General features: G+C 63.9%; 24 protein-coding genes and 1 pseudogene. 10 read left to right on the top strand and 15 right to left on the bottom strand.

Annotation, left to right across the window (positions count from 1 at the left end; genetic code table 11):
• Positions 1–125: 125 nt before the first annotated feature.
• On the top strand, positions 126–416 hold the full coding sequence (locus MVA47_RS19805; protein WP_247209478.1) for a hypothetical protein: 291 nt from the start codon (positions 126–128) through the stop codon (positions 414–416).
• A 273-nt stretch (positions 417–689) separates the two neighbouring features.
• On the opposite strand, the gene MVA47_RS19800 is transcribed toward MVA47_RS19805, so the two are convergent.
• From MVA47_RS19800 to MVA47_RS19780, 5 genes are read right to left on the bottom strand one after another with little or no spacing between them, the layout of a single operon-like run.
• Positions 690–1,673, bottom strand: a complete 984-nt coding sequence (locus MVA47_RS19800) for an ornithine cyclodeaminase family protein (RefSeq protein ID WP_247209476.1) — start codon at positions 1,671–1,673, stop codon at positions 690–692.
• Positions 1,674–1,696: 23 nt separating this feature from the next.
• Positions 1,697–2,623 carry an ABC transporter permease gene (locus MVA47_RS19795; RefSeq protein ID WP_247209474.1) on the bottom strand — a complete coding sequence of 309 codons (927 nt, stop codon included), beginning with the start codon at positions 2,621–2,623 and terminating at the stop codon, positions 1,697–1,699.
• Positions 2,620–3,759, bottom strand: coding sequence for an ABC transporter permease (locus MVA47_RS19790; RefSeq protein ID WP_247210937.1), 1,140 nt, complete (start codon positions 3,757–3,759; stop codon positions 2,620–2,622). Before MVA47_RS19790 ends, MVA47_RS19795 begins: the two co-directional genes overlap by 4 nt.
• A complete protein-coding gene (locus MVA47_RS19785) occupies positions 3,759–5,279 on the bottom strand; it encodes an ABC transporter ATP-binding protein (RefSeq protein ID WP_247209472.1) in 1,521 nt (506 codons plus the stop codon). The genes MVA47_RS19790 and MVA47_RS19785 overlap by 1 nt, the downstream gene beginning before the upstream one ends.
• A gap of 13 nt (positions 5,280–5,292) precedes the next feature.
• The gene (locus tag MVA47_RS19780; protein ID WP_247209471.1) at positions 5,293–6,291 is read right to left on the bottom strand and encodes a BMP family protein; all 999 of its coding nucleotides are present in this window, start codon (positions 6,289–6,291) and stop codon (positions 5,293–5,295) included.
• Positions 6,292–6,460: 169 nt separating this feature from the next.
• Here MVA47_RS19780 and MVA47_RS19775 point away from each other — a divergent pair, with 169 nt between their 5' ends.
• The gene (locus MVA47_RS19775) at positions 6,461–7,198 is read left to right on the top strand and encodes a GntR family transcriptional regulator (protein ID WP_247209470.1); all 738 of its coding nucleotides are present in this window, start codon (positions 6,461–6,463) and stop codon (positions 7,196–7,198) included.
• A 49-nt stretch (positions 7,199–7,247) separates the two neighbouring features.
• Here the strand turns inward: MVA47_RS19775 and MVA47_RS19770 are convergent, their stop codons facing one another.
• From MVA47_RS19770 to MVA47_RS19750, 5 genes are all read right to left on the bottom strand, one after another.
• Positions 7,248–7,727, bottom strand: a complete 480-nt coding sequence (locus MVA47_RS19770) for a nucleoside deaminase (RefSeq protein WP_247209469.1) — start codon at positions 7,725–7,727, stop codon at positions 7,248–7,250.
• A 789-nt stretch (positions 7,728–8,516) separates the two neighbouring features.
• A complete protein-coding gene (locus MVA47_RS19765; protein WP_247209467.1) occupies positions 8,517–8,750 on the bottom strand; it encodes a three-helix bundle dimerization domain-containing protein in 234 nt (77 codons plus the stop codon).
• A 102-nt stretch (positions 8,751–8,852) separates the two neighbouring features.
• Positions 8,853–9,095 carry a hypothetical protein gene (locus MVA47_RS19760; RefSeq protein WP_152537945.1) on the bottom strand — a complete coding sequence of 81 codons (243 nt, stop codon included), beginning with the start codon at positions 9,093–9,095 and terminating at the stop codon, positions 8,853–8,855.
• A 172-nt stretch (positions 9,096–9,267) separates the two neighbouring features.
• Positions 9,268–9,960 (bottom strand): response regulator, encoded by a 693-nt coding sequence (locus tag MVA47_RS19755; protein WP_023953864.1) that lies wholly within the window; start codon positions 9,958–9,960, stop codon positions 9,268–9,270.
• Positions 9,957–11,519 (bottom strand): sensor histidine kinase, encoded by a 1,563-nt coding sequence (locus tag MVA47_RS19750; RefSeq protein ID WP_247209465.1) that lies wholly within the window; start codon positions 11,517–11,519, stop codon positions 9,957–9,959. The genes MVA47_RS19755 and MVA47_RS19750 overlap by 4 nt, the downstream gene beginning before the upstream one ends.
• Positions 11,520–11,630: 111 nt before the next feature.
• On the opposite strand from MVA47_RS19750, the gene MVA47_RS19745 reads away from it, so the two are divergent.
• From MVA47_RS19745 to MVA47_RS19730, 4 genes are all read left to right on the top strand, one after another.
• Positions 11,631–13,037 (top strand): cation:dicarboxylate symporter family transporter, encoded by a 1,407-nt coding sequence (locus MVA47_RS19745; protein WP_247209463.1) that lies wholly within the window; start codon positions 11,631–11,633, stop codon positions 13,035–13,037.
• A gap of 155 nt (positions 13,038–13,192) precedes the next feature.
• Entirely contained in the window at positions 13,193–14,011 is an 819-nt protein-coding gene (locus MVA47_RS19740) for an ion channel (protein WP_374474277.1), read from the top strand.
• 153 nt (positions 14,012–14,164) lie between these two features.
• The gene (locus MVA47_RS19735; RefSeq protein ID WP_247209461.1) at positions 14,165–15,682 is read left to right on the top strand and encodes a catalase; all 1,518 of its coding nucleotides are present in this window, start codon (positions 14,165–14,167) and stop codon (positions 15,680–15,682) included.
• 3 nt (positions 15,683–15,685) lie between these two features.
• On the top strand, positions 15,686–16,408 hold the full coding sequence (locus tag MVA47_RS19730) for an HAD family hydrolase (RefSeq protein WP_247209460.1): 723 nt from the start codon (positions 15,686–15,688) through the stop codon (positions 16,406–16,408).
• Here MVA47_RS19730 and MVA47_RS19725 read toward each other — a convergent pair.
• Positions 16,405–17,370 (bottom strand): YafY family protein, encoded by a 966-nt coding sequence (locus tag MVA47_RS19725; RefSeq protein ID WP_247209455.1) that lies wholly within the window; start codon positions 17,368–17,370, stop codon positions 16,405–16,407. The genes MVA47_RS19730 and MVA47_RS19725 overlap by 4 nt on opposite strands.
• Before the next feature lie 99 nt (positions 17,371–17,469).
• On the opposite strand from MVA47_RS19725, the gene MVA47_RS19720 reads away from it, so the two are divergent.
• On the top strand, positions 17,470–18,453 hold the full coding sequence (locus MVA47_RS19720; protein WP_247209453.1) for an ABC transporter ATP-binding protein: 984 nt from the start codon (positions 17,470–17,472) through the stop codon (positions 18,451–18,453).
• A gap of 48 nt (positions 18,454–18,501) precedes the next feature.
• Positions 18,502–19,268 (top strand): annotated as a pseudogene (locus MVA47_RS19715) (ABC transporter permease).
• Positions 19,269–19,348: 80 nt separating this feature from the next.
• On the opposite strand, the gene MVA47_RS19705 reads toward MVA47_RS19715, so the two are convergent.
• Positions 19,349–20,605, bottom strand: coding sequence for a VWA domain-containing protein (locus MVA47_RS19705; RefSeq protein ID WP_247209447.1), 1,257 nt, complete (start codon positions 20,603–20,605; stop codon positions 19,349–19,351).
• 81 nt (positions 20,606–20,686) lie between these two features.
• A complete protein-coding gene (locus MVA47_RS19700) occupies positions 20,687–21,139 on the bottom strand; it encodes a DUF4262 domain-containing protein (protein ID WP_247209445.1) in 453 nt (150 codons plus the stop codon).
• A 126-nt stretch (positions 21,140–21,265) separates the two neighbouring features.
• Between MVA47_RS19700 and MVA47_RS19695 the strand changes: the two genes are divergently transcribed.
• Together MVA47_RS19695 and MVA47_RS19690 are read left to right on the top strand one after the other, a co-directional pair.
• The gene (locus MVA47_RS19695; RefSeq protein WP_247209444.1) at positions 21,266–22,123 is read left to right on the top strand and encodes an SDR family NAD(P)-dependent oxidoreductase; all 858 of its coding nucleotides are present in this window, start codon (positions 21,266–21,268) and stop codon (positions 22,121–22,123) included.
• A 9-nt stretch (positions 22,124–22,132) separates the two neighbouring features.
• The gene (locus MVA47_RS19690; protein WP_247209442.1) at positions 22,133–22,600 is read left to right on the top strand and encodes a MerR family transcriptional regulator; all 468 of its coding nucleotides are present in this window, start codon (positions 22,133–22,135) and stop codon (positions 22,598–22,600) included.
• Between the two features lie 22 nt (positions 22,601–22,622).
• On the opposite strand, the gene MVA47_RS19685 is transcribed toward MVA47_RS19690, so the two are convergent.
• On the bottom strand, positions 22,623–23,465 hold the full coding sequence (locus tag MVA47_RS19685; protein ID WP_247209441.1) for a spermidine synthase: 843 nt from the start codon (positions 23,463–23,465) through the stop codon (positions 22,623–22,625).
• A 6-nt stretch (positions 23,466–23,471) separates the two neighbouring features.
• Positions 23,472–24,836 (bottom strand): sulfite reductase subunit alpha, encoded by a 1,365-nt coding sequence (locus MVA47_RS19680; protein WP_247209440.1) that lies wholly within the window; start codon positions 24,834–24,836, stop codon positions 23,472–23,474.
• Between the last annotated feature and the right edge of the window lie 13 nt (positions 24,837–24,849).

Below are 24,849 nucleotides of genomic sequence, written 5' to 3'. Positions count from 1 at the left end.
CGACTCTCGGGCCGGGCAAGGGGACATGCGACTTACACGGCGTTCCGCTCGACATGGCCCAGTATCACTTGGACGTGCTTGTGAAAACTCCTCAAAGTCTCGAACAGGTCACGACCCTCGCCTCGGTGAGTGAAGTGCGGTCTCGGAGTCATCTCGGCGACTGTATTTACGGGTGCCAGAGGCTTCGGGCTGTCGATCTCGACCAGGAGGCCGCCTGTTTGAAGGTCTATCTCGTGCTGTTGAACCTTCAACTGAGCAAGCTCACTCTCAGTCCAGATGACTGGACGGCTGAGACTGACGAGGTCAACCTCAGTGAGAAGAAGGTCCGTGACGTCGTTAAAGCCAGAGAGCCAGAGATTGGCGGTTTACAAGCCAATGACGCTGAACATGGCACTGCTGAATCAGTTTACGGTTGATGGGCTGGAGCTAAATCAGAACATGACGTTCGCGCTGGGGACATTGCCCCGGGCAGACGAACTCGTGACGGGGGAAGGCACCTGACCATCAATCTGATGTACCTGGTTCCGAACGCTTGGCAGGAACAGTTCGGCGAGTGCGCCCTCCAACGTGGTTCGGGATTGGCCCGCGAGGTTGGTGTTTGAGAATGATTCGAAGTAAATGTTTGCCGCCCGGAAATGCTCCTGTATTACCGGCCCAACTGGCGCGCACCAGCATCAAAATCGCATCAGTCACGCATTCAACCGCACACTCGCGCCAACACCCTGTTGCATCGCCACGTCGACCAACGTCCGGGCGGTCACCAGATCCTGAAGACCGATTCCGACGGAGTTGAACAGGGTGATGTCGTCGTCGCTTTGGCGGCCGAGGGCGGGGTTCACGATAACGTCACCGAGTTCGACGTCAACGTCCTGCGTCTGAAGGTGGCCATCGGCGATCGCCAACAGGACATCTCCCGATTTGGTGAGCGCGGTCGGGACGCTGTCGACGATCAGCTGGCTGCTGCCGATCCCAGGGCCGTCGATCTCACGGTGGTCCGCGCGAGGAGGAGCGCCGACGGCGTTCAGGTGCAGGCCCGGGCGGAACCAGGCGCCCTCGACGATCGGTTCGCGCGACGGCGTCAGTGTGCAGACGATGTCGGCGGAGGCGAGGATCGACCGAGGGGATTCCGCGTATTCGATCTGGATGTCGAGATCGGCTGTCCGACGGCGGAAGCTGTCGACGGTCGACGCCGACCGCGACCACACCAGAACCTTCTCGATGTTCCGGATGCGGCAGATGGCGCGGGCGTGCTCCACTGCGAGTGTTCCGGCACCGATGAGTCCCAGAATCGAGCTCCGTTGCGTGGCAAGGTGAGCCGTCGCCACAGCGCTCGCCGCAGCGGTACGGACGGCTGTGATGAGGCGGCCGTCGAGTACTGCTTCGCACTCGCCGGTCTGTGCCGACATCAGCAGGATGGTCGATCGCTGACTCGGGAGCCCGCGGCCGACATTGGCCGGCATGTCCGACAACATTTTGACGACGCTGGCGCCTAAGGGTTCTGAGGACGCCACCATCGGGAGCGCAGTGCCGTCGTCGGCGATAGGCAACTGAGGGGGAGCGGGGTTACTCGCAGCCCCTGATGTCAGATCAGCGTGAGCCTGCTCCACGGCGCGGTAGACCGAAGTCCGGTCGATGAGCGCGTCGATGTCGGAGTGGGTGAGGATGAGGGTCATGTCGCCTTCCGGGGCAAAGAGGTTCAGGAACGGCCGGCGTACGGCACGGTGAGGCACGACGGGGCTCGGCGGCCACCGACCACGCCGCTGATCGCGACTATGGCGATGACGTACGGCAGCATGAGCAGAATCGCGTAAGGGATGTCGACTCCGACGGCAGGCAAGGCAAACTGAAGCGATCGGGCGATCCCGAAGAACAGGCACGCCCACACGATTCCGATCACTTTCCAGCGCCCCGCGATCACTGCGACCACGGCGAGGTACCCGAGGCCGGCAGTCATGTTCTCGCTGAACGACTGCACTTCCGACAGGGCCAGTTGAGATCCTGCGAGACCGCCCGTTGCGGCAGCGAGCAAGACGCATGCAGCTCGAATCTTGTTGACGGACAATCCTGTCCAGCCGGCCGATGTGGCGTCCTCGCCGACGGCGTCCACGCGGATGCCCGCCATGGTCTTGCCGGAGAACAGCAGCGCCAGCGCGATCACCACGAGCACGCAGAGGTAGCCGAGGACTGATTGGCCGAACAGGGCCGGACCGACGATCGGTATGTCGGTCAGCAGGGGGATGTCGACGCCGTCGAAGCCGGGCACACCCTGGCCTTTGCCGTCCTCGAGGAAGATGCGGGCACCGTAGGTGGTCAACCCCAGAGCCAAAGCGTTACCGGCGATTCCGACAACGATCTGGTCGGCTCGGAACCGCACCGTCAGCAACGCCTGGATGATGCCGAAGATGAGCGCCGCAAGCACGCCGCTGACGAGGCCGAGCACTGCCGAATCAAGTGTGGCCGAGGCCAACACGCTTGCGAACGCACCGGTGAGCATGATGCCCTCCATGCTGAGGTTGAGCACGCCCGCACGTTCGCTGATCGATTCACCTGCTGCGGCCACGATGAGCAGGATCGCGAAGGCCACCCCGCTGGTGAGGACCTGGGTGAGCATGTCGATGTTCATGACGTCGCCTTTGCGGGGGCTGTGATGGCGGGTGCCGAAGCGGCCTCGGGGGGCGCCACTGATCTCGACCGGGTGGTCCACAAGGCAGCGCCCGCGATCAAGATGATCAGCACGCTCTGCACCACGGTCACGGTGGACGACGGCACTCCCGCGGCCAACTGCAGATTGATACCGCCGGCAACCAGGAATCCCAGGAACAGCGACACCCCGGCAACTGCTGTCATCGACCCGCGGGCAAGCAGACCGACCACAAGTCCGGTGAAACCGAAGCCCGACGAGAACCCTTCGGCCAAGACGAACGGGGCGGACGTGACAAGGATTCCGCCGGCAAGCCCCGAGAACCCACCTGCGGTGGAGAGCCCCAGGAAACGAACGCGATCTACCGGGACACCTAGTCGAGCCGACGCGGTCGGTGACAGTCCCGCCGAGCGGAGCCGCAGTCCGATTGCGCTGTGCCGCAGGACCACTCCGACGGCCGTGATGGAAAGTAGTGCAATGACGATGGCCACGGTGGCCGGCGATTTGGTCAATCCCAATAGCGGGAGGTGGCTCGTTTCGCTCAGCGACTCCGACTGGGGGAGCGTCTCCGACGAGGTCATCGGCTGCCGGAGCAAGCTCGGCTCCTGGACCATCAACACAACCAGCGCCAGGCCGACAAAGTTGAGCAGCAGGGTGGTGATGATCTCGCTGGTACCGCGCCGAACATAGAGCCACGCCGCGACGGCCGCCCAACATGCGCCGGCCAATACGGCAGCCACCAGCGCCAAGGTGACTCCAACAAAGAGCGGCATGGAGTCGGGGATGGTCACGCCCACCGCGGTGGCAGCAATGCCGCCGACACAGATCTGGCCTTCGCCTCCGACGTTCACCAGACCGGCCCGATAAGCGACGGTGAAGCCCGCCGCGATGAACATGATGATGGCAGCGCTGTTCAGCGAGGTGCCGACGGCAAAGGGCGAGCCGAATGTTCCCTGGATGAGGGCGTCGATGACCTCGGCGGGCCCGGCCCCAGCGCCTGCGGCCAGCAACAGTCCAACGCCTGTGGCGATCACCAGGGCCACGACAGCGACCACAAGCGGACTGTGGGCCCAATTGCCTTGCCGCAGTTTGGTGCGGAGCAGCCCAGCCGTCTGCATCATCCTGCCACCCCCATCATGAGCTCGCCGATGTCGTTTGTGGCAGAGGAAGACTCGGAGTCGACAGACCCGCGGATGGTGCCGCGGTAGGCGACGACGATGCGTGAGCAGAGTGTGACGAGCTCGTCGATTTCGCTGGAGATCACCAACACTGCGGCGCCAGACGCCGCGGCGTCCCGAAGGCGGTCGAGCACAAAACTGACGGCACCGACGTCGAGCCCGCGGGTGGGTTGAGCCGCGACGACAACACGCAGCCCCGGGGTAGACAATTCCCGGGCCAGCACAACCTTCTGCTGGTTGCCGCCGGACAATGATCCGATAGGGATGTCGGGACCATCGGCGCGGATCGAGTACTCCGTGATGGCCTGCGCGGCATCAGCTCTCATGCGCCGGCGATCCAGGAGGCCCCAGCGCCGGTAGTCACTCAATCGGCCGAGTGCATAGTTCTCGGCGAGTGATAGTTCAGCGATCATGCCCTCGGCATGCCGGTCTTCGGGGATGACACCCATCCCCGCACGGGTGCGCTGCGCCGGAGTGTGTTCGGTGATGTCGCGTCCGTCGACACTGACTGTTCCGCGATCAGCGGCGACGGACCCGGACAACACTGCCGCCAGTTCCGACTGGCCATTGCCTTCGACACCTGCGATGCCGACGATCTCTCCTGAGTGGACAGTCAAATCGACGTCTGCCAGGGCAGTGCTGCCGTCTGGGCGGGACAGCGTGACGCCCCTGACTTCCAAGCAGGGTGCTGCGTGATGGGGTGGCGATGGCGGGCGTCGTTCGGACGCAGCAGGTTGCGCGCCACCGAGCATCAGGTCGAGCAGAGAATCCAGCGGTGTCTGCGATAGTCGACCTCCGCCGACGACCGTCCCGCCGCGAAGCACGGTTGCCGCGTCGGCCACGCGGGCGACCTCCCCGAGTTTGTGGGTGATCAGGACAACCGACTTGCCGTCGGCGGCAAGCGCATTACAGGTCTCGATCAGCGAGTCGATCTCGCCGGGGTCGAGCACGGCAGTCGGTTCATCGAGCAGGATGAGGTCTGGCCTGCGAAGCAGGGCTTTGACGATCTCCACCCGCTGTCGTGCGCCGATCGGAAGGTCACTGACGCGGGCAGTGCGGTCCACGGTCAATCCGTACGAATCGGCGATGCGCGCCAGGCCCCGCTCCACCTCATCGTGTGGCTGGCGAAACCCTCGCCGGCCCAACAGCAGGTTGTCCTCCACCGTCATCGTGGGGATGAGTGAGAAATGCTGATGCACCATGGCGACGCCGGACTCGAGTGCCGCTGCCGGTGTCGAAGGGCGATACGGGGTTCCGTCGATGGTCATACTGCCCTGGTCCGCTGAGACCGTTCCGTACACGACGTTGCACAGTGTCGACTTGCCTGCGCCGTTCTCTCCGAGGATGCAGTGCACCGTGCCGCGTTCGACGGCCAGGGTGACATCGTCGAGCGCGCGAACACTGCCATACGACTTACCGATTCGGTCGAGCGTCAACAGCGGGCTGGTTGCTGGGGGCATCGCGTCGGCCGTTTCAGTATGCCGCGACAGAGCCGGATGTCAGCGCCGCCTTTGCGTCGGTCAGCGCCTTGGTGGCGGCGGGGTCTTCCGAGCAGAGAATGAAGTCGCTGCCACCCTTGTCTGTTGTCAGACCGAACGGAACTTGTGCAGCCTCCCACGAGCCGTCGAGCGTTGAAGAGACGGCGTATTCGATCTCGGTCCCGATGTCGGTGCGGACAAAACCTGCGTACACCGGGTTTGCGCAATCTCCGGGAATCGGTCCGCCGACCATACGATTGCCCGAGTCGCGTGCAGCTTGCTCGATGCCTTGTTTGCCGAGGTTGACGATCTGACCGAGGATGTTGGCACCTCCCGCGTAGGCGGTGCCCGCAGCCTGTTTGGCTTTGGCGGGATCGTTGAAGTCGCCGACATATTGGGGGCTGAGAACCTTGACGTCGGGTCGGACAAACGTTGCCCCGTTCGAAAACGCCTTGGCCGCATTGACGATGGCCGGCAACTCGACGCCTCCGACGAATCCGACCGTTCCGGTGGTCGATGATGCCGCTGCCACTGCGCCGGAAAGGAATTCGGCCTCGGCCTGTTGCGGATCGTAGTAAGCGAGGTTGTCCATCGGTTCGGCGTCGGAAGGTCCACCGATTTCGACGAACTTCACGTCCGGGAACTGAGGGGCGATCTTGCGCACGTCGGCGTCGGTCTGGCCGCCGACCGAGATGACCAATTCGTTCTCAGATGCGAAGCGCTGCAATGCCTGCTGGTAGTCGGCTGGTGCAACTTGCTCGACATAGCTGAGGTCCACCTGATCACCGAGTGCCTGTTCGACCCTCTGGTATCCGAGGTAGCCCGACTCCATGAACCCGGTGTCGGTGACGGAGCCGGGGAAGAAGACTCCGACGGACAGGCTCCCGTCGTTGGCGTCGGCACCCGATGTGCCGCACCCTGACATTCCTACCGCAATGGCTCCAGCCGCGAGCAGCGCCACCGGTACGCGGACGGTTGTGGATCGAAATCTCATCGTGTCTCCTGATCGTCGGCCGCTGTGGTTTAGCGGTATACCGTTACGAGAAGAGTGGGGGCTGAGTGTTTCCATCCGATTACGAGGCGGTTAGTTATTGGTATACCGCTAAGTGGGTCTGGCTAGACTCGGCTGAACGAGGCGAAATCCGCGAGAGGACTTGGTGCTCATGCCTGCGGTAGAAGAGCTGACGGGTTCGGAAAACGATCGAAAGTCTTTGCGCCAGCACGCGTATGAGGAGATTCGGCGTCAGATCGTGGATCTGCGGCTGGCGCCCGGGTCGAGGCTGGTGGAGCGCGATCTCGCCGCGGAACTCGATGTCTCGCGTATCCCGCTGCGCGAGGCATTGCAGTTGCTGCAGCAGGACGGACTGGTGGTTCTGGTGCCGAGACAGGGTGCGATCGTGTCGCCGTTCAGCGAGAACGATGTCCGAGACCTGTTCGACGTCCGCGAGAGCCTCGAAGTCCTTGCCGCCCGGCTGGCTGCCGAGCGCGCCGACGAGGAAGGTCTCGCCCGGTTGTCGGAGCAACTCGAAGCCGCTCGTACCGCGACCCTGAAGCGGGACCGCCCAGCGATCGCAGCGGCCAATGCCAAGTTTCACCAAATGATCGTCGACCTGTCCGCGAACCCTCTGCTGGAGTCGCTGCTGCGCCCTCTGGAGGCGCGCACGCAGTGGCTCTTTCATCTGACAAAAGACCGGGATCCGGGCCGTCAATGCCACGAGCACGAGGAAATTCTTGCCGCCATCGCGGCCCACGACGCCGACCGTGCAGCCGAATCAGCGTTCCATCACGTTCATTCGGGCCGAGAGGCAAGTCTTGCCATGGCTGCCGAATGGTCGGGCGGGTTGATCGATCCGGTGGAGGCCACGAAAGGACGTCGGCGGGCGAGATCTGAACCGACATGAGCGGTAGGTGCTACGCGCCGCCGGTCGGAGAGCGCGACAAGGGTTCCGGCTAAACGCCGAATCGCTGTGCGTGCAGGGCCCGCATCTCGTCGACCAGAGCATCTGCTGGTCCGTCTACCGGCAACTGGGGTGCAACGGTGTTGATAGGCAGCCCGGCGACCGGTGAGGGAGGAGCATTCCATTCCGCGAGCCACTCCGACAATTGAGACGATGACACCGCATAGGCAATTCGACCCAGCCCCACCCAAGCGTGCGCGGCGGCGCACATCGGGCAATGCTCTCCGGAGGTGTACACCGTGGCCGCGGCCCGCGCGGCCGGCTCCATGTTCTCCACTGCCCACAACGCGATCGTCAGCTCGGGATGTCTGGTGTTGTCGCCGTCTTTGACGCGGTTGCGGTCTTCGAAAAGTGTTCGGCCGTCTGCGCTCACGAGCACCGAACCGAAGGGTTCATCGCCGGCCGCCAGTGCTTCACGTGCCAGATCCACGCATCGCCGTAGGTGCTGTACATCGTCGTTCGTTATGCCCACAGGTGCGAGCGTACGACACCCTGACTCGGTGAGCCGGTGTCTCCACGGTGGGGGTGCTCGACGGACCCGCGATTGCCACAGGCCTGTTTCGAACCGCCAGAATGATGAAACTAATTGTTCAATCGGCTTTGTCGGTAAACATCAATTCGAGTCGGTTGCCATTCGTTCGCAAAACCAATTCAACCCGCTTAGCAAGGGTTCGCAATTGAATCGCTCGACGTGGTCGGTCGGGCAATGCGCGATGGCGAGACGAATGAACCCGACGGCTACACCGCCACGCTCCGGCTCTGGAAAGCCACGGCGAGGTGACCCGAGGAGTCTCGCGGAACCGCACACCGGCCCGGTGCCGCACGCAAGACGGCCCGCTGGTCTGCGGCTCACCAGCCAGGTGCAACGTTGCTAGAAGGCTGTCGTGGTGGGACGATCACGGTGGGAACAGGCCGTGAATCTGATTCGACATTGTTCGAACAGGTTTTGAAATCCGACGGTTGTGATCGTCAGAATCATAAACTCTGATCGTGACGATCAATTCGAAATTACTTCTAAAAGAACAGTTTCCCAATTCGGGATAGTGGGCCATACTTTCGACGTGTTCTTATGGATAGGCGTCGCCGTAGCCGCTTGGGTATTGATCTCGATCTTTGTCGCCTTGGTGATGGCGCGCGTGATCAGTCACGCAGATCTCGAAGCCGAGGCCGCAGACCTTCGTGCTCTGCAGTCTGCGGGTCGGCCAAAGGAGACTGCGGGAAGCGCGTGATGTCGCTTCCCGCTTCCGCGACGTAGTGGCCCTCAGCTCGATTCTTCGAGGGACTCAGGCGTGGCGACCGGGTTTCCGCCGAGCTCTTCTTCTGCCCGGCGTTCGGCGAGAAGCGGGACGAAGTCGCGGATGGGTTGGCCATCGAACTTCCGGTACGCGTCCTCGACGACCTCGGCGACAGCTTCCGTCGGCACATCCGCGTGCTTGTCCGCGAGTTTGTCGGCGATCTGCTCGATCTGCTGCTGCTCTTGATCCTCGGGGTTCATACCTTTGACCGTACGGCGCGCACGTCCGACCCTCTAGTTTGTTCACGGCCTGTTGGCCCTACCGCCATCCGCTATTCGAGTGCGCTGTGACGCGTCCGGCGATCAGGCGCCGAGCTTGGCAATCCGGTCATCAAGGAGCGCCGCGATGGACGTCAGTTCCTCGTCGTTGACATGCGCGACGTCATGGCTCTCGCGCAATTCGCGCGCGGTGGCGACCACCAGCGCCGACTCATCCTTCTCCGCACTGGCCCCGTCGATGACCGACAGCTGGCCCATCTCCAAGATCAGATGCGCATCCTCGTATGAACTCTCGAGAAGCTCCCGGACGTGTGTTTCCGACACCATCGGTTGTCCTTTCACTGATACGACCATGATCTGACTCGATCCGGCAGATACCCGTTGATCACGGACGGCAAACTCCGCGGAATGGCCGGCCACAGCAACATTGCAACGCGGACAAGAGCAGGCGGGGGAAGCCAGCTATAACTCATAGCTTGCGCCAAATAGGTTCTGACCCTCAGCGCCGCCACTGGTAACGGATCTTGGGCCGACCGGCATTGCCGTAGTCCGTGTGGCGAGAGAGGGTTCCCTCGTCGGCCAGGCGTTCGAGATAACGCCAGGCGGTCACCCTCGACACCCCTACCTGGTTGGCGGCTTCGGCGGCGGTGAGACCTTCGGGACTGTCGCGGATCCGACGGGCTATTTCGTCGGTGGTGCCGGGCGCCGCGCCTTTCGGGGCCGCAGATTTGTCTGTCGTGCCACGTAATTCGGCGATCGCCCGGTCGACCTCTATCTGGCTGGCCGCGTCGGTACCCGCGGGCAAGGCCTGTCGATAACGCTGGTACCGCTCGAGTCGGTCGCGAAAAGCGGCGAACGTGAACGGTTTGAGCAGGTACGCCAGCGCCCCGTGTGCCACGGCGGCGCGCACCATCTCCAGATCGCGTTCGGACGTGATGGCGATGATGTCGGGAGCCGGGCGTAGCCCTGACAGTGCCGATGCCAGGTCGATGCCGCTGGCGTCGGGTAGTCCCAGATCGAGGAGTACGAGGTCGATGGGTGTTGTCGTTGTCGCGGCCTCTGCGGCCGATCGCATGGCATCCTGCGCCGTATGCACCACGGCGACAACGGAAAAGCCGTCGATCCGACCAAGATATGTGCGGTGGGCTTCGGCGATCAACGGTTCGTCTTCGACGACGAGAACGTTGATCATGCCGGCGGCCCGAAGGTGACGGTGACAACGGACCCGTAGGTCACCTCGGCGGTGAGGGTGCCTTCATGGCGATCGACAACCTGGGACACGAGCGCCAAACCCAGTCCACGCCTGCCGGATTCACCACCGGACTTGGTGGAGTATCCGCGCTGCCTCGCCCTGCTGAACTCCTCGGCATCCATGCCCGGGCCGCTGTCGGCGACCTGGATCAGCAGATGTTCGCCATCTTGTCGTACAGTCACCTCCACCCAGGGGTCGGACCGGTCGCATGCGTCCAAGGCGTTGTCGACAAGGTTGCCCACCACGGTGACGAGTTCTTGGCCCGACAACACAGCGTGTTCGTTGTCCGAGGGAATCACGGTCTCGTCGGTGATCGTCAACTCGATGCCCCGTTCATCGGCCTGAGCGCTCTTGCCCAGCAACAGGGCGGCCAGTGCGGGTTCGCCGACCGATTCGGACAACCGGTCCACCAGTTGCTGTGACAACTCCAGTTCGGTCGTGGCGAAGCGGACGGCCTCGTCGCCGCGTCCCATCTCCACCAGCGTCACGATGGTGTGCAGGCGGTTCGCCGATTCGTGAGCCTGCGATCGCAGCGATTCGGTGAACACCTTCATCGAGTCGAGTTCGCCCAGGGCGCCCTGCAATTCGGTCCGATCACGAATGGTCACCACCTCGGTCTCCGGCGACCGATTGCCGGGAACGCGAGACCTGTTGACCACCAGTACCCGGTCACCCGTGACGTGGACCTCATCGCGTGCGCCGGGGGAGTACGACCGGAGAAATGCAGGCAGGCTCTCTTTGTCCACGTCGCCGGCGGGCAATGCCAGCAGGCGCCGGGCTTCGTCGTTGGCCAGGGCCACGCCATGTCGATCCAGCACGATCAGTCCTTCCGACACCGAGTGGAGGATGGCGTCGTGATGTTCATACATCACCTGCAGTTCGGTGGGAGCCAACCCATGTGTCTGCCGCAGCAGGCGACGGCGGATTGCCCAGATCCCGATGAGGGACACGAGTAACGCGCCGGCGGCGATCAGCAGGATCTGCGGCAACTGCTGCTGCCAGCGCGAGAACAGCGTCTGCTGGGTGATCCCGGCCGACACCAGTCCGACGACCTCGCCGGACGACGAGCGCACCGGCGCGACGGCGCGGATCGACGGACCGAGAGTGCCGGTGTAGACCTCGGTGAAGGTGCGGCCCTGCAACGCCGGCTCGATGGTTCCGATGTACGGCCGGCCGATGAGTTCGGGATTCGTGTGGGTGAATCGTGTCCGGTCGGGCGCCATGATCGTGATGAACGCGATCTGGGTATCTGCCCGAACCCGTTCGGTCACCGGCTGCAGCACCGCGGTCGCGGTCCCGGATTCGATGGCCGCTGCGGTCGCCGGCGATTCGGCCAGCGCGCCGGCGATGCCGGTGACCTGTAACCGCGCCGCGGCGTCACCGTCGCGTCTCGCGTCGACGATCGCCAGCGCGCTCCCGCCCAGGACCATCACCGCGATCACGACCAGTTGCAGCACAAACGTTTGGCCGGCAAGTGAACGGGGCACCAACCTGGCCATGAAACCTCTCCGTCGATTGAACGTAATGAACTAAATAGTGACCTGGCTCACCCCCGTGGAACACCATCCTTGCAGACCTGTTGTTGCCACCAGTCAGAAGGAAGTCCGATCATGACAACCACACACGATCGTCAGACCGACGGGGACGCCGCCGTTCCGAAACGACGCGATCGAACGCACTGGCTGTACATCGCGGTGATCGTGGCCGTGATTGCCGGTGTCCTGGTCGGCATCCTGGCTCCCGGGGTCGGCAAAGACCTCGGAGTCCTCGGCACGATGTTCGTCAGCCTGATCAAGATGATGATCAGCCCGGTCATCTTCTGCACCATCGTCCTCGGTATCGGGTCGGTGCGCGCAGCCGCCACAGTCGGAAAGGTGGGCGGCCTGGCTTTCGCCTACTTCCTGGGTATGTCGACGGTCGCGCTGGCGATCGGACTCGTGGTCGGCAATCTGCTCAAGCCCGGTGATGGCCTGACCCTCGACCCCTCGGCGATGGGCAAAGGCACCGAACTCGCCGACAAGGCCCACGAATCGGGCGGCACGCTGGACTTCATCCAGTCGATCATCCCGACGTCGATGCTCTCGGCTCTGACCGAAGGCAGTGTGCTGCAGACCCTGTTCATCGCACTGCTGGTCGGCTTCGCCATCCAGAGTCTGGGCAAGTCGGGCGAATCCGCGCTGCGAGCCATCGAGACGCTGCAGAAGATCGTGTTCAAGGTGCTCGCCATGGTGCTGTGGCTCGCCCCGATCGGCGCTTTCGGCGCAATCGCGAACGTCGTCGGCCAAACCGGTTGGAGTGCGGTCACCGAACTGCTGACGTTGATGCTCGGCTTCTACGTCACCTGCGTGATCTTCGTCTTCGGGATCCTCGGACTGCTGCTCCGCTTTGTCGCCGGCGTCTCGATCTTCAAGTTGGTGCGTTACCTCGCCCGCGAATATCTCCTGATCTTCGCCACCTCCTCGTCGGAGTCGGCGTTGCCGCGCCTGATCGCCAAGATGGAGCACCTCGGTGTCGAACGCACCACTGTCGGAGTTGTTGTCCCGACCGGCTATTCGTTCAACCTCGACGGCACGGCGATCTACCTGACCATGGCCTCGCTGTTCGTGGCCGATGCCATGGGTCAGCCACTCTCGCTGGGGGAGCAGATCTCGCTGCTGGTCTTCATGATCGTTGCCTCCAAGGGTGCGGCCGGCGTCAGCGGCGCGGGCCTGGCCACGCTCGCGGGCGGTCTGCAGAGCCACCGCCCCGAACTCCTCGACGGCGTCGGGATCATCGTCGGAATCGACCGGTTCATGTCCGAAGCGCGTGCGGTGACCAATTTCTCCGGCAACGCCGTGGCAACCATGCTGGTCGGTTCCTGGACCAAGACGATCGACAAGGATCAGGTCGACAGCGTGCTGCGCGGTGACGATCCTTTCGACGAGCTGACGATGGTCGACGACGGCCACGACAGCTGGGACAAAGACGACGACTCCGGCACGAAGGTGGACACCACGAAGAAGCCGGTGACTGCCTGAGTCTCACTTCTGGCAATGCTGTGCCGCGGACCGCTGGTCCGCGGCACAGCTGTTTTCATGCGGTGACCGTCGACAATTTGCTGAAATGGGCGAATCGAACAGCCCCGCGCGGGGCCACACCCGTCGGGAGGGTGTTCGCGACGTGAGGGGACCAGGTGGCCACAGAGGTCGACGATGGCGTGCACAGTCCTGCGATCTCACAGCAGGAGCGGTGGATCCATCTGACCGAGTGGCCGCTGGCCATCGCCGGGGTCGTGTTCGTACTCTGCTATGCGGTTGAAGTACTCGCCCAACCGGGTGGAACGGCGGAGGACCTCCTCGAGGCGGTCATCTTCATCACCTGGGTCAGCTTTGTCATCGACTATCTCGTGCGGCTCGGTCTCGCGGGTGAACGACTTCGCTGGTTCGTTCGTCACCTACCCGAACTGCTGATCGTCGCGTTACCCGTCTTGCGCCCGCTACGTCTGTTGCGTCTGCTCGCGGTACTCGCCGTCCTCCATCGCGTTGCTGGTCAGGCAATCCGCGGAAGGGTGCTGGCGTACACGGTGGTTGCCTGCCTGATGCTGATCTTCGTCGCATCGCTGGCCATCCTCGACACCGAGCGGGGTAGCAACGACGCCACCATCCGCAACTTCGAAGACGCGTTGTGGTGGTCCATCACCACGGTCACCACCATCGGCTACGGCGACTACGCCCCGACGACGCTCACCGGGAGGATGATCGCGGTCGGCCTGATGATCGGCGGCATCAGCTTGATCGGCGTTGTCACGGCCAGCATCGCCACCTGGATTGTCGAACGCGTCAACGAGACCGATGAGGCCAATCTCGCCGCCACCAAGCGTCAGATCGACGCGTTGCACGACGAGGTCCGAGACCTGCGGGCGGACATCGCCCGACTCGCAGCGCAGCCGCACCCGGCACCGGCGACCGATGCGGCGGTCGTCGGCTCCTCCGACTCCGAAGGTCGGTCGTGACCCGGGCGGAGAAGCACCTGGTCGCAGCGCGTATGAGTGATTCCACGACAACCGAAGCAATGAAAAGCAGTAGGCCAGTCGCTAGGCTACGAAGAGTCGGCCTGTAGACCCTGGGCCGATCGACCGATCGAACAGCAGGCCCTGGAGGCGCGCATGGCAGACGAACGGTTCAACACGACAACGGATTCCGGTGCGCCGGTCACCAGCGATGAGCACTCGCTGACAGTGGGCGCCGGTGGTCCCATCGTGTTGCACGATCACTACCTGATCGAGCAGATGGCCCAGTTCAACCGCGAGCGCGTGCCCGAAAGGCAGCCCCACGCAAAGGGCAGTGGCGCGTTCGGATCGTTCGAGGTCACCGCTGATGTGTCCGAATACACCTGCGCTGCGGTCTTCCAGCCGGGCACCGTCACCGAGATGGCCGCGAGGTTCTCCACTGTGGCGGGCGAGCGTGGAAGCCCCGACACCTGGCGGGACCCCCGTGGTTTCGCGCTCAAGTTCTACACGAGCGAGGGCGTCTATGACATGGTCGGCAACAACACGCCGGTCTTCTTCATCAAGGACCCGCTGAAGTTCCAGCACTTCATCCGGTCGCAGAAACGGCGAGCGGACAACAACTTACGTGACCACGACATGCAGTGGGACTTCTGGACCCTGTCCCCGGAGTCGGCGCATCAGGTCACCTGGCTGATGGGTGACCGCGGGATTCCGCGGACCTGGCGGCACATGAACGGTTACAGCTCCCACACCTACCTGTGGGTGAACAGCTCCGGTGCGAAGCACTGGGTGAAGTACCACTTCAAGACCGATCAGGGCATCGAGACATTCACCCAGGACGAGGCCGACCAGATGGCCTCTGCGGACACCGATTACCACACCCGTGATCTGTACGAGGCGATCGATGCCGGCGACTTCCCGACGTGGACCATGAAGGTGCAGCTGATGCCGTTCGACGATGCCACGTCGTATCGGTTCAATCCGTTCGACCTGACCAAGGTCTGGCCGCACGATGACTATCCGCTGATCGAGGTCGGCCGGATGAAGCTGGACCGGAACCCCACCGACCACCACACCGAGATCGAGCAGGCTGCATTCGAGCCCAACAACCTGGTTCCCGGAATCGGACTGAGCCCGGACCGCATGTTGCTGGCGCGTTCGTTTGCGTACGCGGATGCACACCGCTACCGAATCGGCGTGAACTACAAGCAGATCCCGGTCAACGCCTCCAAGTATCCGGTGCACAGCTACTCCAAAGACGGCGCGATGCGGGTCACCAACGTGTCCGATCCGGTGTACGCACCAAACTCCAAAGGCGGCCCTGCCGCGCGTAATGACTTCCAGGGTGAGCCGGGCTGGGCGGCCGATGGTGACATCGTGCGCACCGCGTACGTCGATCACCCACAGGACGACGACTTCGGTCAAGCGGGCACGCTCATCCGAGAGGTGATGGATCAGGACTCCCGAGATCGGCTGGTGGACAACGTCGTCGGCCATCTGCTGAACGGGGTGGAGGAGCCGGTGCTCAGCCGGGCCTTCGAGTACTGGCAGCGCATCGACCCCGGCGTCGGCAAGGCGATCCGGGACGGTGTGGAGGCCAAGGCCGAGGAAGCCGACCCCAAGGCCGCGGACCAAGGCAACCCGGCTCGCACCGGCATGCAGCAGAAGGCGTAGGGCATGGCGGAGATCGAAGGCGGAAAACTCGCTGTGCTGTTCGATATCGACGGCACTCTGGTGGACTCGGTGTACGCCCATGTCGCGGCCTGGCATGAGGCGCTGGCCGAGGTCGATCTCACCGTTCCCCACTGGGAGATCCACCGTCGCATCGGGATGGATGGGTCGCTGCTGGTGGACGAACTCCTGGACATTGCGGGAGTGGCCGCGGACGCGCCGGGGAGGTCGGATCTGGCCGATGCGGCGTCGAGCGGGCACACCGAGGCCTACCTCCGGCGTGCCGAGTCGCTGACCATCCTGCCCGGCGGCCGCGAAGTCGTGGTGCGTGCCAAAGAACTCGGATACGTTGTGGTCCTTGCGACCTCAGCGCCCGAGGACGAGTTGCAGATCTTGCGAGATCTTCTCGATGTCGAGGACCACATCGATGCGGTGACCTCCGGGGAAGACGTGGAGACCGCCAAACCTGACGCGACCGTGGTGAAGATCGCGGTGGAGCGCGCCGGGGTGAGCGCCTCGAATGCGGTCATGGTCGGTGATGCCACCTGGGATGCCATCGCGGCAACAAAGGTGGGGGTTCGTTCGGTGGCCGTGCTGACCGGCGGCATCGGCGGTGATGCCCTCCGTGGTGCCGGCGCCAAGCGGGTGTTCCAGGACGCGCGCCATCTCGCGGACGACCTCGCCAAGACCGTCGATGGGTTGTGTGCCTCGCCCGGAAGCCGGCGTTAGGCGTTGCGGTAACGCTCGGCAACCCGAAGGTGGTACTCGGCGAGTGACACACATTCGTCGCGCAATTCGGTGGGCGCCAGAACCGTGAAGTCGGCGTCGAACGCGTACAGCCACCGCGCGATCGACGCGACAGACTGGCCGTAGAGCTGTACCTCGCAGCTGTCGGCGTCGCCGGATTCCACCACGCCCCACTCGGCGTCGACCATGTCGGCCACCTTTTCGACGGGACTGTGGATCTGCACCCGCGCATTGGCCTGGCGGTACACGGACCCCAGGCTGCGCGCGATGAATGCCGCGGCGCCGCCTTCGGGCAGTGGCCGAGGTGAAAAGCGCGGGCCCGTCGGTATTTTCGGGGTGAGACGGTCGAGGCGGAACGATCGCCAGTCATCTCGGCCGAGGTCCCACGCGAGCAGGTACCACCGCGCGCCGCTGCGAACCAGGCGGTAGGGCTCCACTTCACGCCTGCTCTCCGCGCCGTCACGGGCCTTGTAGTCGAACCGCAGTCGCTCGTGCCGGTGACAGACCGCCGCGACGTCGGCGAGAACGCCGGCATCCACCGCCACCCGGGTTCGGGTGGGGGTGGCGTCGACCTGCAGCGAATCGAGCCGGTGCCGGAGCCGCGACGGCATCACCTGACGCAACTTCGACATCGCGCGCACCGACGCCTCATCGAGGCCCGTGACCGAGTTGGCTGCGCCGGCGCCCAGACTCAGTGCCACCGCCAGCACCTCGTGATCGTCGAGGAGCAGCGGTGGCATCTCGGCTCCGGCGCCGAGCTGGTATCCGCCGCCGACTCCCACACTTGCGTCCACCGGATACCCGAGCTCGCGTAACCGGTCGATGTCGCGGCGCACGGTGCGGGTGGTGATGCCGAGCCGTTCCGCCAGATCCGCTCCCGACCAGTCTTTACGGGTCTGAAGCAGGCTCAGGAGCCGGAGTAGTCGCGCTGATGTATCCAACATGTTTTTCACCATGCCAGATATTGCGGACCGTTACTGTCCGCAATGGGTCATAGGTTCTCCTCATCGCAGTTCGCGACTCATTCCGGGAGGACAACAAAGATGACTCAGACACACGACATGCCGGCCATCGAGATGGTGGGCCTGACCAAGACCTTCAAGCAGGGCAAGAGCACCGTCGAAGCAGTCAAGGGCATCGATCTGGCCGTGAAGGAAGGGGAGCTCGTCGCATTCCTCGGGCCCAACGGGGCGGGTAAGTCCACCACATTGCGGATGATCACCACGCTGTTGCGGCCCACGTCCGGCTCGGCGTGGCTGGCCGGCCACAACATCGCCGACGAGCCCGATGCGGTCCGGCGCAAGATCGGCTACGTGGGCCAGGGCAACGGTGGCGGCAACAACCAGCGCGTGCGTGAAGAACTCATCACCCAGGGTCTGTGCTACGGATTCGGCAAATCCGAGAGTTCGCTTCGCGCAGACGAATTGATCGCGGCTCTCGACCTCACGGGGATGGAGAACCGAAAGGTGAGCACTCTCTCGGGAGGTCAGCGTCGCCGACTCGACATCGCACTTGGCATCGTGCACCGGCCTCCGGTGATCTTCCTCGATGAACCGACCACGGGCATGGATCCGCAAAGCCGGGCCAACCTGTGGACACACATCCAGCGGTTGCGCGCGGAGACCGGTGCCACGATCGTGCTGACCACGCACTACCTCGACGAGGCCGACGCGATGGCCGAGCGAGTGGTCGTCATCGACAAGGGCACGGTCATCGCCGACGACTCCGCGGCAGCGCTCAAGGACACTCTTGCCGGCGACAGCATCAGCCTCACCGCCGACTCCTCCGACGGTGCCGCAGAACTGGCCCGGATCGCCACCTCGATCGATGCGGTACGCAGCGCCGAGGTGATCGGCGAGTCCGTCGAACTGCAGGTTGTCGGTGCCGACAAGGTGCTGCCCCAGGTGATCACCGCAGCTGCGGCCAGGACAGTTGCGGTACGCAGTGCATCCTCGACGCGCCCGACCCTCGACGACGTCTTCCTCTCACTCACCGGACGAAGCCTGCGCGAAACCGCAGCCGTCTGAACACCTTTCCCTCAAACCCCCTATTTGCCAAGTCTTCAGGAGAAACCGATGACAACATCAATCATCCGCGACAGTTCCATCGTTCTGACCCGTGAATTGCGGCCGACGGTCCGGGATCCGTTCACCGTGATCTTCAGTCTCGTGCAGCCTCTGATCCTGCTTGCCCTGTTCGGCCCGCTTCTGAAAGATGTTCCGGGTGCCGGTGATTCGGGCAATGTGTGGAACTGGTTCATTCCGGGTGTGCTGGCGATGATCGCGATCTTCGGCACGTCGATGACCGGCTCCAACCTGATGGACGAGATCCACTCGGGCAGTCATGAGCGGATGCTCGTCACGCCATTGAGCCGCAGCTCGTTGCTGATCGGACGCGCGTTGAAGGAAATGGTGCCGCTCGCAGCGCAGGCCGTGATCATCTTGCTGGTCGGTCTGCCGTTGGGCTTCGACATCAACCTCGGGGAGCGGCCATCGGAATCCTCATCCTCGGTGTGTTCGGCGTCGGACTCGGAGCCCTGTCGTACACGTTGGCTCTTGCTGTGCGAGAACAGGACTGGGTGTTCTGGACGGTACAGCAGACGCTGATGTTCCCGATGTTGATCCTGTCGGGCACCATGCTCCCGCTCGATGACGCGCCGGGATGGATGAAGGTGTTGGTGAACATCAATCCGTTGCATTACGTGGTGGAGGCAGAGCGCGCGCTGTTCGTCGGCGACTTCGACACCAAGACAGTGCTATCCGGTGTGATCGCGGCCCTCATCGTGGCCGTCGGTGGAATTGCCGCAGGTGTGCGGGCGATCAGTGCGGCGTCGCGCAGCTGATCCCATCACCAGATGTGGCCTTGTCGCGCGCTAACTCCTCGGCGGAGTGCGTGACAAGGCCACAGTGTGGTTTGGATTCTCTAGGGGAGGATGGATGCGGTCTTGGCAGCCCGCATCCAATCAGGGAATTCCGAGAGCAGACGCTGGTACAGATCGTCATCGGACACCTGATCGATGTCGTCGAGAGCAAAGAAGCCGGCGTTGTCCACGACGCGGCCCTCCATGTCGTCGAGTCGTTCGAGGACTCCGTAGTTGGCCCTGCCGATCCCGACGAACTGCCAGAACACCGGAGCGCTCGACGCGGCACGCATCAGCTCGCTGATCGGTCCCTTTTTCCGGAAACCGCCGTCGGTGAAGAACAGGACAAGGACCGGCCGTCCGGGGACAACCGTGTTCAGGATTTCGTTCATGATCGGCAGTTCATCGTTCGAGGCTCCTATCGCGTCGTAGTCGATGCCCCCGTGAACACCCGACAAGTGGAGGAACTCCTCGGTCCACGACTCGACGTTTGTCACACTGATGTCGGGGACACGCGCGAAACCACGGGCGTACATGTACGGCTCCAACTGGCCGTCGTCGTCGATCTGGGTTGCCACCGCCAGCATCCGTTCGACCACCCGGTGCACCACCCGGCTGGAGTATTGCCTGGACATACTCCCCGTCTTGTCGATGACTAGGATCACCCGGGCTCGGACGCCGGTCGCGTTCTTGCTGAGCAGTACCTTGTGCACCTCACGCTTTCGCATGTCGAGCCGCTGGCGCTTTTCGAGGGATAGTTTCTCCTCGCCCGCAACAGATCTCACCGCCGGGACCTCTGGGGCGGGCGATGTGGCCGCGGGTTCGTCGTCGACCTCCACACCGTGTTCCCGAACCAGATCCGCGAAGCCGCGATCCCATCCGGCGCTGACATTGCGGATCTTCCACTCACCGCCCCGCCGATAGATCTCGCTCAACACCGCGGCACGTTCGGTACTCAACCCGGCTGCGGGTAGCTCGATCTGGAACCCGGTGCCGCTGGCAGAGGCCGCCAGAGCGGGTAGCGCCGACAGGGGAGACGGATACCCCTCGTCGCAGGCGACCGCAACGGCAACAGTGTGGACGTCGGCAGGCACCCTCGCGAGGTCGACCGTCAGGGTGGTGCCACCCGACAGCACAACCGCGCCGTCGACCGACTGCGGCTGGTTGAAGAAGATGAAATCCGAATCGGTTCGCGTCTTGTGGTTGTCGCCGAGAAGAAACGCCATCACGTCAACCGTGCCGGGCGCTGCTCCGGTGACCGCGACAGTGAGAACGCCGGAAGAGATGGTTGTGTTAGCGCCTCGCGACAGGGTGACCATGGCGCTCAGTATCGACGATGGTGCGCCGAACACGCATCTGATGTCGGCCCATCAGCCGATCCGATCCGATCCGATCCGAGGTCATGCAGCAGGTAGGCCCGCCAGAGGCTGAACGGTCTTGGCGATGCCGTAGCCGGCACTCCACGGGTAGAGCCCTGCCGAATCCGGCCAGACCAGTTGCCACGCCGACACGCTGCCGTAGACGCGGTTCGCGACGCGCAGATCCGACGTGGTGAGTGCTTCGATCGCCACCAGGTCCAGGTCGTTGTCGAAGAAACCCGACAGGCGTTCACCGGCGGTGAGTCTGCCTCCGGCTCTTGCGATGCGGTGTCCGACAGTGTTCAGGATGGATCCGGCGGTGCCCGGTTCGAGTCCGTAGATGATCAGCTCGGGGTGTGCCAGCGAGGTCAGCCCGGTGGTGTAGGCGAGCGACGGGAATCCGACCTGGACGGCCGCCCGTACCGCGGTGACCGTCCAATAGCGCTTGGCAATCGCGCGGTGGGCGAAATCGACCGGATCGGATTGCTGACGCATGGCGTCCTCCTTGGCTGTCTGGCTGGTGCAGATCGTTGTGCCGGGAGGTTAACGTCGGCCTCTGACAAGTCGGCCTTCTGACAGAGGGTTGCGTTCGAGTGCGCTCGAAGACCTAGCGTCGCCACCATGGCAAAGAACTGGATCATCACCGGCGCATCCTCGGGTATCGGACGGGCCCTCACCGAAGCGGCGTTGACAGCAGGGGACCGCGTGGTGGCCGCGATGCGACGACCCGAGCGGATCGCCGATCTGCTGACCATCTACCCCGACTCGCTGCTGGCGGTTCGCCACGACGTGCGCGACACGGGGTCTGCGGCCCACCTCGTCGCCGGCGCCGTGGAGCGGTTCGGTGCCATCGACGTGTTGGTCAACAACGGTGGAGTCGGGCAGATCGGAGCAGCCGAGGAGATCGACGACCGGCAATTGCGAGACATGCTCGACCAGCACCTGTTCGGTCCTGCGGCACTGGTGCGGGCGGTACTGCCCGGAATGCGAGAGCAGGGCAAAGGAACAATCGTGCAGATCAGCAGCCAAGGCGGACGCGTGTCATTCCCGGGTGCCGGGTCCTACTCCGCGGGCAAGTTCGCGCTCGAAGGGTGGTCTGAAGCGTTGGCCGGCGAGGTGGAACCATTCGGCATCAGAGTTCTCATCGTCGAGCCGAGCCGCTTCCGAACGGGTTTCAACGCACCCGACGTACTCAAACTCGCAACGCCATCGAAGACCTATGGCGCTCTGCTGGCTGCGGTGCGCGCCGACATGCTGGCCGTGGACGGGAAGCAGGAGGGCGATCCCGCTCGCGCGGCGGACATCATCCGGTCGTTGGTCGACGCCGAGAGCGCGCCGTTGCGTGTCCCCCTTGGACGTGAAGCGGTACGTCGGCTCGCCGCCGCCCACCGACGTGGTCTCGAGGAGCTCGACAAGATCGCCGCACTGTCCGAGAGCGCAGATTTTCCGGGTGTCCCGGAATCGGTTCGACCGGTCTAGCGTTGGATCATGGCGACCCGAGATCTGATGAGTCGAGCGCTCGAGGCGCTGCAGGGCGGCGACGAGTCGATGACCGTCGATGTGGTTCACGGCCTGGTCGACGCCGGCAACGTGGACGGCCCGCTGGGCATCGCTGACGTGGCCGAACTCCTCGGCGTGTCTGCGCACACACTTCGCTACTACGAGCGAGCCGGCCTGGTCACGGTGCCGCGAGATCTTGCCGGCCGCCGTGTCTACGACGGCGCCGCCCTTCGGCGGCTGGTCTTCATCTCCCGAATGCGCTTGTCGGGCATGCCGATGCGGGAGCTACAGCACTATGTGGAACTGGTCGACCAAGGGGAGCAGACGGTTGCCGAGCGCCTCGACATCATGGTGGAGCAGCGCAACACGATCACTCGGCGCATCCGCGAACTGGAGCTGTCGCTGGCGGCCACCGAGTACAAGATCGCGACCTACGGCGGCAACATCGGGCCATGATCACACCCTCGTGGTGCTGGTGTCACCCGGTCTGATCGTGCAGAACGCGGCCACCCGTGGCGAAGGAACGCACCTTCGGGTCGAGCCAGATGTGCGCCGGAACGCCGCCACCGAGGAGTGTCCGGGCAACTGCGGGGGACTCGCCGAGCGGGGTGTCGGCGGCAGCGATCACGATGTTGCCGTAACGACGGCCCTTGAGCATCGCAGGGTCGGCGATGATCGCGAGGTGCTCGAACAAGGTCCCCATGGTGGCAGCCTCTGATCGGGCGAGTGAAAGGTCGCGGGTGTCACCACAATTGACCATGTAGACACCGCCAGGGGCCAGCACCCGACGAACCTGAGCGGTGAACTCGGCGGTGGTCAGTGCCGGTGGGGTGACGGCGGCGGAGAAGACGTCACGAATGATCAGATCACGGCTGTTATCGGTGAGTGATTCGGTGACCTCGCGCGCGTCACCCACCCGCAGTCGGAGCAGGGGAGCCCGAGGCAGATCGAACCATTCCCGGACCAATCGAGCCAGTGTGTCGTCGATGTCGACCGCGACCTGCCGGGCCTGCGGATAGTTCGCAGCGAGATGGCGGGCCATCGAGCAGGCGCCGGCGCCGAGGTGGAGAACGCGCAGTCGGCTCGAAGCCGGCCAGCGGTCAGCGATGAGCGCGGCCATCCACTGCATGTACTCGAAGTCGAGCTGGGTGGGGTCGGAGAGGTTGATGTGAGAACTCTGCACGCCGTTGACGTTCAGTATCCAACCGTCGGTGAGGTGGTCACGAACCAGTTCACAACTGCCGGTGTCGATCGGGTACACGCCGGGCTGTGGCCCGCCGAAATCGTTGCGGGCTTTGGGTTGTCGCGATGCGCGGCCCATCAGAGGTCAGTACACATCTCGCAGATACCGCTTCTCCCGCTTGAGGGTGTTGACGTAGTCCTCCGCGGTCTCGGCATCGAACCCGCCGTGCTCGGCGACCACGTCATGAAGAGCCGAATCCACATCTTTCGCCATCTGCGAGGCGTCGCCGCACACGTAGAAGTGGGCACCGTCCTCCAGCCAGGTGAACAGGTCGGCGCCGTTCTCCCGCATCCGGTCCTGCACGTAGACCTTCTGCTCCTGGTCCCGTGAGAACGCCAGATCAAGCCGGTCGAGGACGCCGTCGCGGCGGAACTGCACGATCTCGTCCTCGTACATGAAGTCTGTTGCCCGATACTGGTCCCCGAAGAAGAGCCAGTTGCGTCCCCGAGCGGCCCTGGCCTTGCGTTCGTAAAGGAAGGAGCGGAACGGGGCAACTCCTGTACCCGGGCCCACCATGATCACCGGTACCGAGTCGTCGTCGGGCAGGCGGAACGAGCGGTTCTTCGACAAGAAGACACCGGCCGTGTCGCCCGCCTTGAGCCGGTCGGCGAGGTAGGTCGAGCACTGCCCTCGGCGGTCGCGCTGCGCCGAGCGATACCGAACCGCGGACACGGTCAGATGCACCATGCCCTTGTGAGTCAGTGGGCTCGACGAGATCGAGTACACCCGATGGGTCAGCGGTCTGAGGAGTTCGAGCAGCTCGGTCGCGGATATCTCGAGCGCGGGTTCGAGGTCGAGCAGGTCGAGGACGTCCTTGCCCCACAACCATCCTTCGAGAGCCTCCCGTTCCTCGGTGGACAGAACGTGATCGAGTTCGGCATCGCGCGACCGTTCGACCATGAAGTCGATCAGGTCGCGGGTCGGCAGAGAGATCTCGTACTCGTGTGTCAACGCGTCCACCAGGGTGAACTCGCCGGCGCGGGTGGTGATCACCTGATGCGGATCTGCCCCGATCCTGGTGATCAGCGCCGACACCAGGTGCGGATCGTTGACCGGCCGGATGCCGAGGCCGTCGCCCGCTTCGTAGTCGATGTCGCTGTCGCCGAGATCGAACACCACATGACGGACGTCTTTGGTCGAGTCAGACCCGCGCAGTGGTCGATTGGCGACAAGCGTGGCGGCATAGGGGTTCTTGCGGGTCCACGGCGACCTTTTCGGCTTGGCCGGGCGGTCTGCGGCGATCTCCTCGGCGCCGGGTATCTCCGGGGCCGACACCCCGCTGTCGAGCTCGGCGAGTGCCGCTCGGGCGGCGGCCAGAACTGCGTCGCGGTCGGCTGCGACGGCGCCATCGGTCGTCGAGCCGGCGTCGAAACCGGCCAGGAAACCCGACAACCACAATCGCTGGTCGCCGGTATGGTCAAGGTCGTCTGGCAGGTTGGTAGTTCTCATCAGCTCACCATTG

It is taken from the genome of Williamsia sp. DF01-3 (assembly GCF_023051145.1).
Lineage (GTDB): Bacteria > Actinomycetota > Actinomycetes > Mycobacteriales > Mycobacteriaceae > Williamsia.
This window is presented reverse-complemented; position numbering and strand designations above follow the sequence as displayed.